The organism is Vibrio mediterranei (assembly GCF_900088415.1).
Classification (GTDB): domain Bacteria; phylum Pseudomonadota; class Gammaproteobacteria; order Enterobacterales; family Vibrionaceae; genus Vibrio; species Vibrio mediterranei.
Genome location: NZ_FLLQ01000002.1, coordinates 611,578 through 624,069, shown reverse-complemented (window position 1 = coordinate 624,069; position 12,492 = coordinate 611,578). Strand labels below are relative to the sequence as shown.

General features: G+C 45.2%; 16 protein-coding genes and 1 tRNA gene. 11 read left to right on the top strand and 6 right to left on the bottom strand.

Annotation, left to right across the window (positions count from 1 at the left end; translation table 11 throughout):
- The first annotated feature begins 161 nt into the window (after positions 1-161).
- Together VME0621_RS08955 and VME0621_RS26805 are read left to right on the top strand one after the other, a co-directional pair.
- Positions 162-362 (top strand): hypothetical protein, encoded by a 201-nt coding sequence (locus VME0621_RS08955; protein WP_062458272.1) that lies wholly within the window; start codon positions 162-164, stop codon positions 360-362.
- Positions 355-507, top strand: a complete 153-nt coding sequence (locus VME0621_RS26805) for a hypothetical protein (protein ID WP_167542829.1) — start codon at positions 355-357, stop codon at positions 505-507. Before VME0621_RS08955 ends, VME0621_RS26805 begins: the two co-directional genes overlap by 8 nt.
- Positions 508-523: 16 nt before the next feature.
- Here VME0621_RS26805 and VME0621_RS08950 read toward each other — a convergent pair whose 3' ends face one another.
- From VME0621_RS08950 to VME0621_RS08940, 3 genes are all read right to left on the bottom strand, one after another.
- Positions 524-2,089, bottom strand: coding sequence for a hypothetical protein (locus tag VME0621_RS08950; protein ID WP_062457990.1), 1,566 nt, complete (start codon positions 2,087-2,089; stop codon positions 524-526).
- 93 nt (positions 2,090-2,182) lie between these two features.
- Positions 2,183-2,259 (bottom strand) — tRNA-Arg (locus VME0621_RS08945).
- 55 nt (positions 2,260-2,314) lie between these two features.
- On the bottom strand, positions 2,315-3,448 hold the full coding sequence (locus VME0621_RS08940; protein ID WP_062457988.1) for a flagellar assembly protein FlgT: 1,134 nt from the start codon (positions 3,446-3,448) through the stop codon (positions 2,315-2,317).
- A 161-nt stretch (positions 3,449-3,609) separates the two neighbouring features.
- On the opposite strand from VME0621_RS08940, the gene VME0621_RS08935 reads away from it, so the two are divergent.
- Together VME0621_RS08935 and VME0621_RS08930 are read left to right on the top strand one after the other, a co-directional pair.
- Complete coding sequence (locus VME0621_RS08935) at positions 3,610-4,245, top strand: FlgO family outer membrane protein (protein WP_038224902.1); 636 nt, start codon at positions 3,610-3,612, stop codon at positions 4,243-4,245.
- Between the two features lie 9 nt (positions 4,246-4,254).
- Positions 4,255-4,683 (top strand): LPP20 family lipoprotein, encoded by a 429-nt coding sequence (locus VME0621_RS08930; RefSeq protein ID WP_038224903.1) that lies wholly within the window; start codon positions 4,255-4,257, stop codon positions 4,681-4,683.
- A gap of 70 nt (positions 4,684-4,753) precedes the next feature.
- Here the strand turns inward: VME0621_RS08930 and VME0621_RS08925 are convergent, their stop codons facing one another.
- The 3 genes from VME0621_RS08925 to flgA all read right to left on the bottom strand — a co-directional run bounded on the left by VME0621_RS08925 (position 4,754) and on the right by flgA (position 6,362).
- Complete coding sequence (locus tag VME0621_RS08925) at positions 4,754-5,179, bottom strand: flagella synthesis protein FlgN (RefSeq protein WP_038224904.1); 426 nt, start codon at positions 5,177-5,179, stop codon at positions 4,754-4,756.
- A 33-nt stretch (positions 5,180-5,212) separates the two neighbouring features.
- Positions 5,213-5,530, bottom strand: coding sequence for a flagellar biosynthesis anti-sigma factor FlgM (gene flgM / locus VME0621_RS08920; protein WP_062457985.1), 318 nt, complete (start codon positions 5,528-5,530; stop codon positions 5,213-5,215).
- Between the two features lie 85 nt (positions 5,531-5,615).
- Positions 5,616-6,362: a flagellar basal body P-ring formation chaperone FlgA gene (gene flgA, locus VME0621_RS08915; RefSeq protein WP_062457982.1), complete on the bottom strand. Its 747-nt coding sequence runs from the start codon at positions 6,360-6,362 to the stop codon at positions 5,616-5,618.
- A 76-nt stretch (positions 6,363-6,438) separates the two neighbouring features.
- Here flgA and VME0621_RS08910 point away from each other — a divergent pair, with 76 nt between their 5' ends.
- The 7 genes from VME0621_RS08910 to flgF all read left to right on the top strand — a co-directional run bounded on the left by VME0621_RS08910 (position 6,439) and on the right by flgF (position 12,473).
- Positions 6,439-7,377, top strand: a complete 939-nt coding sequence (locus tag VME0621_RS08910; protein WP_062457978.1) for a chemotaxis protein CheV — start codon at positions 6,439-6,441, stop codon at positions 7,375-7,377.
- 75 nt (positions 7,378-7,452) lie between these two features.
- Complete coding sequence (locus tag VME0621_RS08905) at positions 7,453-8,280, top strand: protein-glutamate O-methyltransferase (protein ID WP_006069939.1); 828 nt, start codon at positions 7,453-7,455, stop codon at positions 8,278-8,280.
- A 290-nt stretch (positions 8,281-8,570) separates the two neighbouring features.
- Positions 8,571-8,966 (top strand): flagellar basal body rod protein FlgB, encoded by a 396-nt coding sequence (gene flgB, locus VME0621_RS08900; protein ID WP_006069940.1) that lies wholly within the window; start codon positions 8,571-8,573, stop codon positions 8,964-8,966.
- Positions 8,967-8,971: 5 nt separating this feature from the next.
- Positions 8,972-9,388, top strand: a complete 417-nt coding sequence (gene flgC, locus VME0621_RS08895) for a flagellar basal body rod protein FlgC (RefSeq protein WP_006069941.1) — start codon at positions 8,972-8,974, stop codon at positions 9,386-9,388.
- A 15-nt stretch (positions 9,389-9,403) separates the two neighbouring features.
- The gene (gene flgD, locus VME0621_RS08890; protein ID WP_062457975.1) at positions 9,404-10,111 is read left to right on the top strand and encodes a flagellar hook assembly protein FlgD; all 708 of its coding nucleotides are present in this window, start codon (positions 9,404-9,406) and stop codon (positions 10,109-10,111) included.
- A gap of 26 nt (positions 10,112-10,137) precedes the next feature.
- On the top strand, positions 10,138-11,436 hold the full coding sequence (gene flgE / locus VME0621_RS08885) for a flagellar hook protein FlgE (RefSeq protein WP_038224908.1): 1,299 nt from the start codon (positions 10,138-10,140) through the stop codon (positions 11,434-11,436).
- A gap of 287 nt (positions 11,437-11,723) precedes the next feature.
- Positions 11,724-12,473 carry a flagellar basal-body rod protein FlgF gene (gene flgF, locus VME0621_RS08880; RefSeq protein WP_038224910.1) on the top strand — a complete coding sequence of 250 codons (750 nt, stop codon included), beginning with the start codon at positions 11,724-11,726 and terminating at the stop codon, positions 12,471-12,473.
- Positions 12,474-12,492: the final 19 nt, after the last annotated feature.

Below are 12,492 nucleotides of genomic sequence, written 5' to 3'. Positions count from 1 at the left end.
CAATCATGGAGTTGGGGCGGCACTACTCAATGAGTGAGGCCGCCAAAGGGGGCAACTCGCATGACCAAACAAGAAGTAATGTAGCGTCTCGCGGTTGGAATGCTGACCGCGCTTATCAGCGCTTATATCTGGAAGCGCATCAACGGCTAGGAGCTAACGCTATGAAAATAGATTTGAAACAACCATCGACTAAGAAAGGACTTGCGCTTGTGGGCGCGGGTATCGCATTGGCAACGGGTCATCCTGAACTACTGACAGCAAGTGTGACGCCAGAAGGTGTGCAAATGGGTGGTTTGATTGGTGTGGCGGCACCAATTTTGGTTGGATTGTGGGAAGCGATTCGGGATGAGTTTAATGGCTGAATATCAGACGATTATTGTTGCGGCTGTAAGTGCTTTATCTAGTGGTTTGGGTGTCGGAGTAGCTTTAAAAACCGATGTTAAGTGGCTCAGGATAATGATGGAAAAAATGGATAAGCGAATAACAAGGCTAGAGCAGGAGCTTTAGCCTTGTTCAATTGAAGTCAACGCGATTGATTATCTAATGCAGCCAAAGAAATCACTGGGTTATATTCTGTGGATTTTGCGTTGCAAACATTGTTCATCCGTTTTTTAAGTTCCTCGACTTGTTTGTTGCTCCGCACCTGAAGGACATTGAATACTTTAGTCGTTCCTTTGGCACAGTAAGCGGCATCTTTTTTTATCTCGAATTGACCTTCAATTTGAAACGTCACAATATATTTTTTACCTAGGAAGGCGACAGGTATAGGCAGAAAAACCAAAGTAGGCTTTGAGGAGTCTATATCTAGAGTGTCTCCTGTAAGTTTAAGGTGGGCGTTGTCTTTACTCATTACGTAATCATAAAAACTTTCTAGATAGTCTCCAGTCCGAAGGATTAAGTCTGCCTCAACGGACTCAGTTATCTTAACGTTCAATAGTTCTTGTATGACCTTGAACACTTCACAATAGTTCAAGTACTTATCGACTCGTTTGAGTTCGTTGATACATGGTTCTTCATTGAAGTAAGTATGAGTAACTATCTCTTCATTAACAAAAAACTCAAGAATCACGGTTTGATTCAGCAATTGTTTGATGACTTGTAAGTTATGACGGAGTGCATCTAGAGTCATTTTCGAGTCGAGCATTTTTTGCCATAAGAATGTAACTTCGATGTCGTTTGTGCCATTAGAGTAGAAGATAAACTTCACGAAAGGAGTAGAAAAGCAGCAAACACTATCGACGCCGGGCAATTTTGATAACTCTCCGTGGACTTCTGTAGGGACAGAGAGTTCGTCGTTCTTGATGTAGCACTTAACGGAGGTGACGGATTTGTTGACTGGCAAGCCAATAGACTCGGCATATTCACTACTCAGTATTTCCATCGAAGTGGGGAGTTCATCATATGGGAGAGGGATGCCGAAGCGCAGGTTTGTAAGTGCTTTTACGTTAACGGGTGCGGAGTCCTTCAGCCCCAGAGCTACCTCTATGAAATCTTGATTTTTTATATCCCCTACAATCTGCAGCGCTCCGTTATCAAAACCAACATTTGTCCGAAATTCTTGCTTCCAGCTTGCATAGCTACTTGGTGATTTGTTAATTATCTTGAGTAGCGAGCTCTTTAGTGACGCGCCAATAATAGGAATCAAGACTGCGTTTTGAGTGTGGGGGTTTATAGTCATTGTAGTCTTGTTAAGCTCAACGCCGTCACGTTGTGCTTCTCGAATTTTCGTTAAGCCTAATCTGATAAGCTCCTCCCCTAGATGCACTAGGTATGTGTTCTTGCTATCCGCTTCAATGAATGCAAAAAAACAAGGAGAACCGTTAGTTATCATATGTTGTATGTTGGAAAGCTTTATGGCTCTTCCTTTATAGTCACTATATTTGCCCTCGAAGCCTTTAGCTTGGATATAAACGGTGTAGTTGCTCTCAAATTCGTCTAAAAAAACAGAGTTGGAAGGATTCTTGAATTGTAAGTGGTGATCCCATCCATAAGCATCTCTATTGGGTGGGGTGGCAATAATGCCACAGTCAGAAGCTAGAAACGATATTACGCTTTCACCAACATCACCTGTGTCTCTATTCATATTCATTCAAAAATCCTTGAGCTTCAAATAGGTGTGGACGTTTTGTGGACACAAACAAAAATGACCTAGCCAAAGTTTATGCTAAGTCATTGTTTTAAATGGCGCTCCCGACAGGATTCGAACCTGTGACCTGCCCCTTAGGAGGGGGCCGCGCTATCCAGCTGTGCCACGGGAGCTTATGGCTAATAATACTCAATTATTTGAATAAGTTAAGTCGCTTTTCTACATTTATTACAGTTTGTTCATCACGTCACCAATTTGAATACTGTTGGCGAGGCTTGGCTGGTCGACGGTTGCTTCAGCATCATTTTCATAGACGCGTGACACGGTTAGGGTGATGTTGCTCTGACTCACTTTATTGCGCGGCAAACCATTCTGGTCGATAAAGGAGCCTGTATGCCAAAGTTGCAATCGGTCTCCCGCTTGCACACCGTGGACTCGGCCTAAGTCGATGGTGACTCTATTGCCGTAAGAGGCGACCACTTCAGGCAAGGTCATCTTACAAGAGATCTCTGCTTCGAGATCGAGCATGATGTTTCGGCTGACTTTCTGGATCATTTCGCCGTAAGCGGATGTCCAGAAACGAGCACTTTTGGTGTCGACTTTACTGGTTTTAGCAAATGGCCACTGGGCGATTTCACGGTAATTACGTTGATAGATTTCATGGCCGGTTTTGCCGTCGTAGACCGACATATCCATAGCAAACTGGCGATTGATTACATCGTCTGTCAGTAAACCGCCCTGTGTGATGGTGGCCGTCAAGTCGTGGATTTTCCCGGTCACTAAGTATTGAGCTCCCAGATCTTCGGCGATCATCTTTATACGTTCAGGTTGGCGTTTATTAATTTCATAGCGTGTGGTACCAACCGAAACAAAGCTGTATGAGCGATGTTCAAGCTGATTAGAGATAACAGAGCTGAAGTCTTCACCTAAATCGTATATTTGCCCCATGACCGCTTGTTGTGGGTCAACGATATCAAACATTGCCACCCCAAACGTCTTTTTGTATTGCTCGTTATGGCAAGCCTTTGCCGTCGGGTAAATGTCGATTCGCGCTTTCACGACCATTTGGTTGCCGCTTTTGTACTGATCGTCGATGACGATCTGGCGAACTTCGGAATCAATGAATTGGTATTGTTCTCTATCGTCTTCGAGCAGCGGCGCTAAGTTAGCAAGCCCACCAATATCAGCTCCGGAGAAGTCTACTGCTTTGTAGACGGCGTCTTCTAGTGCGTAGATCCTTGCCGCTTTCTCAGAGGAGACGATGGTGGAAGTACCTGTGACTTCATACCATGCAGCAAAGGCAGAGCTACTACTAAATGTAACCAATGCCGTTGAAATTAAAGAAGAAACGATTTTTTTCATACAACCAATCCAAATGCGGAACAATATTTGCTAGCTAGTTTGTAGCGAATATTGGAGCGGGCTTTCTTATTAAGGACAGAATGAGAATAGCAAGGATTGTTCCAACCTTGAAAAGGGAGGGAACCTATCCATCCAATTAATAACTTTTTGGAGAGTGTGTAATGAAAAAGTGGCTCCTGATGGCATCAGTGTTAACACTGACCGCTTGTGCCTACTCACCAATCTATAACGGTAAGGAATCCTATTCCGGCAGTAAGTTTATGCTGATGGAAAGTCCTCGCCATACGATGGATTATTTCGTCGAGAGTTTGACGGAAGACTTAGTTGAATCGAACACTAGTGTGTCGTCTCGCACTCCGATAGCGGTGGCATCGTTTGTTGATTTGCAGAATATGGATGCGACGAACTGGTTAGGGAACTCGGTATCAGAGGGCTTTATTTACCAGCTTCAGCGCCGCGGCTTTAAGGTTGTTGACTTCAAGACAACGGGCTCTATTCAGGTGACGAACCAAGGCGACTTCGTACTAAGTCGTGACTGGAAAGATCTGGCCCAAGAGCAGCAGATTCAGTTCGTCTTGACGGGAACCATGTTACGCCAGGAAGGTGGTGTACTGGTTAATGCTCGTGTTGTTGGCATGCAGTCGCGTATTGTGGTCGCTTCGGCTCAAGGCTTCTTGCCTGCTGACCGTATTGGCCGTGATTTGGATACGCTGAATCAAATGCGTACCGAAGATGGCGTTCTGATTCGTTCAGACCCGACTATGACGACACCTCATACAGTCATATTGCGCCCATAGGAAAGGATAATGAGATTTTTATTTGCCGCGCTTGTAGCGCTTGTGATGATAGGTTGTACTCCGATTACAGCCATGGACCAGAACACATTAACGGCGGTGGGCTATGCGAGTATCAGCGAGCAAACTGGACGTAATGAAGAAGAAAAGCAAGTTCGTGCTATGCGTGCTTCTAAGATTGACGCTTACCGTGAGTTAGCAGAGCAAGTCTACGGCCTACGAGTGTCTGCGCGTGCTGACTTACAAGATCAACGCTTGGGTGTTGAATCGACGACAGGTGCGGTAGATGGTGTCATTCGTGGTGCAGAAGTAGTTCGCAGCTATAAGGTAGGCGACAGCTATGTTACTGAACTGCTGCTCGATATTGAGAAGATGGATCGTCTAAGAGACTACGGTGAAATCCGTCGAGTACCTGAGAAGAAACGTCAGAGCTTATTCTAATATCAACGCCCTAGATAATAGCAAAAAGCGGCAACAGTTCTCCTGTTGCCGCTTTTTTGTATTTGAGAGATTAGGCTTTTAAGTTGGTTCCTAATGTCGACAAAGTGTGGGTCTGACCGCCCGCGTTGTAAGTCATGCCCACTTTGCCATGACTTTGCTGCATCAAGTTATTGAGCTTATTAAAGCTTAATTGGGCGCGTTGCAGACTCTGCCCATTGATGTCGTTAAGTTGTTGGCAGTCGAGGATAATCGACTTAATGTCGGCCACCTTTTGAGCTAGTAATGCTTCATCGGTGAGTCTTGCCACATCTTGATGTTGAGCCAGTCTTTGATCGGTTTGCTGAAGCTGACCAATGATTGCCATCTTTTCTTTGGCAAATCGCTCAATCTCAGATGATTCACGAGCAGTAATGGCTTTGGTCTCCTCGGAGAGGAGCATAGACAATGCTTTTGCATTTTTCAGTTGGTATTCAACCAAATCAACCAGTGCTGCCATTAATATACCTGTGAGTATTATCTGTTAACCTGTTTAGCGTAATCCGCCAAGTTCGTCTTCGAACTTCATCATGTTGTCTGCCAGTTTTTCAGCATCGACGGTGTAAGAACCGTTCGAGATTGCTTCTTTGATTGCCGCAACTTTTGCCGCGTCAAAGGTAGGCTGACTTGCCATTTGCTGATGCATTTGACCAATGGCTTTACCGCCTTGGCTTAGTGTTACGGCATCTTGCTGTGCTGATGATTGACCAACTTGAGCTGAACTTCTGTCTTTGCTTGCTTCCGAACGGGCAGGTGCGCGACTTGTCGTCGTTAGCGTCTGTCCAGAACGAATATTATCAATGCCTGCCATCGTTTAGCCTTCTTGTTGCCTAATTTGCATAGTTTACCTGTATATCGAGCATATCGACCAGCGTAATGATTACTTTAGGAAAAAATCAAAAATTAACCGTGATTTCCGCAACGCCAGTAACAATACCCTCAATTATACGCTGAGACTTGTCATTTTTCACTCTTACTTGATCGCCATTAGCGCCATCGGTAAGTGCTGTGCCTTTGGTGGAGATGGTCATTTCACCTTTCACTGCACGAATAACGACTTTTTCGTTGCGACAAACAACGCAGACATCATTACGCTCAATTACATCACCCATCTTCATGTTTTTCTTAAGTTTTGCACCAACCACTTGGTCAAACTCGGTAAAACCTTGGCGGCGAAAACGGTTCTTATCCACCATGCTCATCGTGACATCGTCACTGGATACAATACTGCCTCGTGATAACGGGCGAGTTGTGGTCACTAAGGGCAAGGAAATGGACATTCGAACGGGTACGTAAAGTCGCCAGTTATCTTCCGGACACTCCACTAAAACGGTGACATTACTGCTGGTGTTGCGGGTATTTGACGACGAGGTCAAAAGCGGAGAGGGGCAATCTGTTGCATGTACTCTAGAGTCGATACGCCCAGGTGTGGCAACAATTTCACCGCCGATAGGTTGCTCAATAGTATTTAAAACATGAGCTTGGGCAGCCTTTTGAATGTTTTCTATTTGCTCAGGCGTTGCTGCGTGCGTTAATACACTAAAGAATAACGCTTGCCAGACGATACAGAGGGAAAGCCAGTTGCGCCTTAACCTCGTTTTGTAACTGGATGTACACAAAAAAGATGTCTTATTATACAGCATTCTGTTTCTCGGGTTCCTTGTTGCCTGTGTAGACTATCACTTTTTTAGCTTTAAAGTTTGAGATGGAGATGAACTTATGACCGGTATCTTGGATTCGGTGAATCAACGAACGCAACTGGTTGGTCAAAACCGACTAGAGCTACTGACGTTTCGTCTGATGGGCCGCCAGCGTTACGGCATTAATGTGTTCAAAGTTAAAGAAGTGCTTCAGTGCCCTAAATTAACGCGCATGCCCAACCTACATCGTCTTGTCAAAGGGGTGGCTCATATTCGTGGTCAAACTATCTCAGTGATCGATTTAAGTCTTGCTGTTGGTGGTCGACCAACAACGGACATTGAAAATTGTTTTGTGGTTATCTCAGAGTTTAACCGTAGCGTACAGGGATTTTTGGTAAGCTCTGTTGAACGCATTATTAACATGCATTGGGAATCGATTTTGCCGCCGCCTGAAGGTGCAGGCAAAGCCAATTACCTGACAGCTGTGACCAACATCGACAATGAATTGGTTGAGATTCTGGATGTTGAGAAGATTCTCGCTGAGATCTCGCCTGTGGTTGAGACCATGGATAGCAATATCGCCACGGAAATTGCCGCTGCTGAAGAGAAAGAGCAAAAGCAGATCGTTAAGCGTATTATGATTGCTGATGATTCCGCTGTTGCACGAAAACAGGTCCAACGAGCCATTGAGTCTATTGGCTTTGAGTCCATTTTGGTGAAAGATGGTAAAGACGCTTACAACAAGCTGACAGAGATGGCAGCTGAAGGCAATATTCATGATCAGATTTCCCTGTTGATTTCTGATATTGAAATGCCTGAAATGGATGGCTATACCCTAACGGCAGAAGTACGCCGTCACCCCGATCTTAAAGATCTTCATATTATTTTGCACACATCGTTAAGCGGTGTATTTAACCAAGCAATGGTAGAGCGAGTAGGGGCTAACGAATTCATCGCGAAGTTCAACCCTGATGAATTGGGAGGCGCCGTCAAAGCGGCCATTTTGCCGACAAATTAAACAAACAAAATTAGAGCTTGTAGTCGCTTGAGAAAAGCGTATAAAGCAAGCCTTCAAAGCAGTATAGAGAAGTGAATGACAGCGATAACCATAAGCGATCAAGAGTATCGTGATTTTAGCCGCTTTTTAGAGTCCCAATGCGGTATTGTTCTTGGCGATAGTAAACAGTATTTAGTCCGCAGCCGTTTAAGTCCGTTGGTGGCGAAATTCGGCCTAGTCTCTTTGTCTCAGTTATTAAGAGATGTGGTTACTGGACGCAATCGTGAGTTAAGAGTTGCCGCTGTTGATGCCATGACCACCAACGAAACCTTATGGTTTAGAGATAACTACCCATTTACGGTGTTGTCCGACAAACTGCTCCCAGAACTTGCCGCCAACAAGCGACCGATTAAAATTTGGTCGGCTGCGAGCTCTTCTGGTCAAGAACCGTATTCTATGGCGATGACAGTTTTGGAGACACAAAACAAGAAGCCGGGAATGATCCCTAACGTGTCGATTACCGCGACGGACATCTCGTCGACGATGTTAGATATGTGTCGTCTTGGAGAATATGACAACCTCGCGTTGGGTCGCGGTCTATCACCGGAGCGTCGCCGAGTGTTTTTTGAAAACACCAGTAACGGTAAGATGAAAGTGAAAGACAACGTAAAGCGTTTGGTGAACTTTCGTCCGCAAAACCTGATGGACTCGTATGCGTTGTTGGGTAAGTTCGACATTATCTTTTGTCGTAACGTACTGATTTACTTCTCCCCTGAAATGAAGTCTAAAGTGCTGAACCAAATGGCACGTAGCCTAAATCCAGGTGGTTACTTGCTGTTAGGCGCATCGGAGTCGCTAACGGGGCTGACGGATCAATTTGAAATGGTGCGTTGTAATCCGGGCATTATCTACAAGCTCAAATAGCCAATAGCTATTCTGCACAATCTTTACCGTATCTAGCCTTGGTTTTCGCCAAGGCTTTTTTCTTGCTATTCTCTAGGTTCAGTGACGGTTTGGAGGCCATCACTATCGACATTCCTAATTAAACCCTCCGCCAAAACTGGCGTACATTTTGCTCTCTATCTTTGCCAGAAGGAGCATGATGAACGTCGAATTGAATAGCGTCATCAGTGGTTGTTACCAAAAAATAACTTTTGGCGCGGAAATTGCTTTATCTCTGTATAGGGCACGTATTTTTGAACGATGAGGTTTCAATGGCCATCTCTTTTAACAATGCATTAGGTATTCATCAGTACACCGTTGGTGTGCGTGAGAAGAATGCTGAAGTCATCTCTACCAATATCGCGCAGGCGAATACGCCGGGTTATAAAGCGAAGGGGATGGAGTTTGATCGTGCGTTAAAAGCGGCAAGCTCAGGGGCAAGTATTGGGCTTAGTCGAACTGATGGACGGCATATTTCTGCCTCTACAAACGTCAGTGGCGAAATGCTTTACCGCATTCCGACACAGCCAGATACCGGTGACGGCAATACCGTAGACGTAGATTTAGAAAGAAACTTGTTCATGCAGAACCAATTAAGACATCAGGCATCACTCGATTTCTTAGGCGGCAAATTCAAAAATATGACCAAAGCGATTAAAGGGGAGTAATTTAGATGAGCTTATTTAATGTATTTAATGTGACAGGCAGTGCGATGAGCGCTGAGTCGGTTCGTCTAAATACCACCTCAAGTAACCTTGCCAACGCTGACAGTATTAGTAGCTCGGCAAAAGAGACTTACAAAGCTCGCCACGCCGTATTTGGCGCGGAACTGAGTAAAGCTCAATACAACCGCGATCATTCAGTACCTGTGAAAGTATTGGGTATTGTAGAGAGCGACAAACCCTTAAGTGCAGAGTACAACCCAGATCATCCACTTGCTAACGATGAAGGCTATATCTACAAGCCGAACGTTAACGTGATGGAAGAAATGGCCAACATGATTTCTGCTTCGCGCTCATACCAGACTAACGTTCAGGTAGCGGACGCGAGCAAGCAAATGTTGTTGAGTACTTTGCGAATGGGTCAATAGAGATAGGAGTAGCTCATGGCTGGAATCAACAACGTTGGTCAAGGCAGTTTATCCTACATTGACCAACTGAAAAAACTGCAAGAACAAAGCAAACCTGAAGAGACAACCGGTAAGCAGGATCTGAAGCAAGAAGACTTCTTGTCCCTGCTCACCAAACAGTTGGCTCAACAGGACCCATTTAAACCAGTCAGTAACGACCAGATGATTGCTCAAATGGCGTCGTTTGCCACGGTAGATGGTATTGGCAAGATGAACACTCAGTTCGAGAGTTTGAACTCGTCAATGACGTCTAACCAAGCACTACAAGCGTCTTCACTTGTTGGGCGTGATGTCTTGGTACCCGGTGCGGCTGGTGTGAAGGGAGCAGACGCTGGCATGGCGGCAATGGTCAAATTGCCACAGTCCATGGATAACGTGTTTGTTCGTGTAGAAAATGAAATGGGTCAATTAGTACGTACCTTTGATGTCGGTGCAAAACCTGGCGGTGATGCTCGTGTCGAATGGGACGGTAAAGATGATCAGGGTAATCCAATGCCTGCAGGTAAATACAAAGTGAAAGCTTCGGGTTTACTTGATGGAGAAAGCCGCGAGTTCGAAGTGTCGACATATGCGAACGTGAACAGTGTGCTTCTTGGTAAAGGGGATGGAAACGTACTACTCAATCTAGCTGGCTTCGAAAATCCAGTTCGGCTAGCAGAAGTACTGGAAGTCGGCAAAGCGTAACCGCTGGCTAGATTAGGAGATTAGGAATGTCATATGTATCTTTAAGTGGTCTATCTGCGGCTCAGTTAGACCTCAACACCACCAGTAACAACATTGCCAACGCCAACACATTCGGCTTTAAAGAGTCACGTGCCGAGTTTGGCGATGTGTATTCAAACTCACTGTTTACTAATGCGAAAACCACACCGGGTGGCGGTGTTCAGCCAAGCAAAATTGCTCAGCAGTTCCACGAAGGTTCGAGTATTTCGACGAACAACCCAATGGACCTGCGCATTAGCGGTACGGGCTTTTTCGCTGTATCTAAAGATCGTCTTGTACCACAACAAAATGAGCTAACGCGTAACGGTGCTTTCCACCTAAACAAAGATAGTTACATGGTGACGTCGAACGATGAGTTTTTACTGGGTTATGAAGTGAATAAAGATACCAATGAGGTTGTGTCTTACGAGCCTCGTCCAATCAATATTCCGCCAGAGTTTGGTAAGCCAAAACAGACAGCGAATATTGAGATTGGTGTGAACCTTCCTGCTAACGGTGATCTAAAAGATCCGGCTCTGTTCGACTTTACCGATCCTGAAACTTATAACCGTTCAACATCATCAACGATTTATGATTCCATGGGACAGTCGTATAAAATGACGACGTACTATGTGAAAGATCAAACCCAGCAAAACACCTGGCAAAGTTACTACACGGTGACTGACGGTCAAGGTGAAAAGCCAGTGAATATCGCTGGTGGTGATGCAACGACGCCAACAGGACATGTTGGTCATACAATGCGATTCAACAATGACGGCACGCTGGCGAGCTTGAACAATGGTCAGCCAATTGTTACTACTGACCTAGGTACAAATGGTATCGACATGAACGGTGCCGATCCTGCGCAGACATTGTCGTTTAGTCTTGATAGTGCCACTCAGTTTGCCGCTCCGTTTGAACTGACTAAGTTTCAAGAAGATGGCGCGACGACTGGCTTCCTAACTAAAGTCGATTTTGATGAGCAAGGCAACGTGTTAGGCACTTACTCAAACGGTGAGAATGTGACGTTAGGTCGTGTTGCTATGGTGCGTGTAGCGAACGAACAAGGTCTTGATAAGAAGGGTGGTACCCAGTGGGATTCTACGACTGCTTCTGGTGCTAAGATTTGGGGTGAATCAAACAAGGGTTCTTTTGGTACCATTAACAACGGTACTCTAGAGCAATCGAACATTGATATGACCCAAGAGTTGGTAGACCTGATTTCAGCGCAGCGTAATTTCCAAGCTAACTCACGTGCTTTGGATGTACACAACCAGCTGCAACAAAACATTCTACAAATCCGTTAAGTCATAGTATGAGTGGCTGTCAGCCACTCGTTATTAATGCCTTGAAGATTCGAGCGTACGAGTGCATATGGACATTCGTACGCTGTTTTGCATTTCTATAAAGCGGTCATATTGTTGCCGCATCGTTGCCACCTTGCCGTATAGCTTTGCCTCTTCGATATAATACCGCTTGCCGATCCTCCACTTCCTTTTCTGATTTTCCTTTTATTTAGTTGATTTATAAAGAATAAAATTAATGGCATAGTCTTTGCTTTATAAGCTCCGTACTTTGAATTTTGGAGCTATCAATGGATCGTGCCCTTTACCTCTCAATGAGCGGCGCAAAGCAAAATATGCAAGCTTTGCAGCTTAGAGCAAACAACCTTGCGAACGCGAGCACGCCTGGCTTTCGAGCTGACCTTGCCCAAGCGCGCTCAATGCAAGCGTATGGTGAAGGCATGCCGAGTCGTGTGTTTAGCATGACAGAACGCCCAGGACACAACTTCGAGCAAGGCAGTGTTGTGACGACAGGCCGAGACCTTGATGTCACTATTGAAGGCCAAGGTTGGATTTCAGTATTGGATAAAACCGGCAAAGAAGGGTTAACTCGCAATGGCAGTTTGCGCGTGGATCAAAACGGCTTGTTGGTTAATGGCAACGGTAACCTTGTGTTGGGGGAACGTGGTACGCCAATTACTGTGCCGATTCCATTGCGTAAGATTGAAATTGGCCGTGACGGCACCGTCTCTGTTATACCGCAAGATGCACCGGCTGACGAAATGGAAATCGTTGACCGTATCAAGCTCACCAATACTGATAACCGTTCACTATTCAAAGACACTAACGGTCTATTTCGTAATAAAGATCCTCAATTAGGCTACACCGCTTCAGCCAATGTACAGCTGATGACCGGAGCTATTGAAGGCAGTAACGTTAATGCTGTTGGTGAAATGACAAGCTTAATTGATTTGCAGCGTCAATTCGAAATGCAGGTCAAGCTGATGAGCACCGCAGAAGACATGGATAAGGCTTCAGACTCATTGCTTCGCATGGGTTAATAGGATTGAGAGAGGAAGA

Coding starts and splice junctions, on each gene's coding strand:
- VME0621_RS08955 (WP_062458272.1), top strand. CDS start 162: ATGAAAATAGATTTGAAACAACCATCGACTAAGAAAGGACTTGCGCTT.
- VME0621_RS26805 (WP_167542829.1), top strand. CDS start 355: ATGGCTGAATATCAGACGATTATTGTTGCGGCTGTAAGTGCTTTATCT.
- VME0621_RS08950 (WP_062457990.1), bottom strand. CDS start 2,089: ATGAATATGAATAGAGACACAGGTGATGTTGGTGAAAGCGTAATATCG.
- VME0621_RS08940 (WP_062457988.1), bottom strand. CDS start 3,448: ATGAAAAAAATCGTTTCTTCTTTAATTTCAACGGCATTGGTTACATTT.
- VME0621_RS08935 (WP_038224902.1), top strand. CDS start 3,610: ATGAAAAAGTGGCTCCTGATGGCATCAGTGTTAACACTGACCGCTTGT.
- VME0621_RS08930 (WP_038224903.1), top strand. CDS start 4,255: ATGAGATTTTTATTTGCCGCGCTTGTAGCGCTTGTGATGATAGGTTGT.
- VME0621_RS08925 (WP_038224904.1), bottom strand. CDS start 5,179: ATGGCAGCACTGGTTGATTTGGTTGAATACCAACTGAAAAATGCAAAA.
- flgM (WP_062457985.1), bottom strand. CDS start 5,530: ATGGCAGGCATTGATAATATTCGTTCTGGACAGACGCTAACGACGACA.
- flgA (WP_062457982.1), bottom strand. CDS start 6,362: ATGCTGTATAATAAGACATCTTTTTTGTGTACATCCAGTTACAAAACG.
- VME0621_RS08910 (WP_062457978.1), top strand. CDS start 6,439: ATGACCGGTATCTTGGATTCGGTGAATCAACGAACGCAACTGGTTGGT.
- VME0621_RS08905 (WP_006069939.1), top strand. CDS start 7,453: ATGACAGCGATAACCATAAGCGATCAAGAGTATCGTGATTTTAGCCGC.
- flgB (WP_006069940.1), top strand. CDS start 8,571: ATGGCCATCTCTTTTAACAATGCATTAGGTATTCATCAGTACACCGTT.
- flgC (WP_006069941.1), top strand. CDS start 8,972: ATGAGCTTATTTAATGTATTTAATGTGACAGGCAGTGCGATGAGCGCT.
- flgD (WP_062457975.1), top strand. CDS start 9,404: ATGGCTGGAATCAACAACGTTGGTCAAGGCAGTTTATCCTACATTGAC.
- flgE (WP_038224908.1), top strand. CDS start 10,138: ATGTCATATGTATCTTTAAGTGGTCTATCTGCGGCTCAGTTAGACCTC.
- flgF (WP_038224910.1), top strand. CDS start 11,724: ATGGATCGTGCCCTTTACCTCTCAATGAGCGGCGCAAAGCAAAATATG.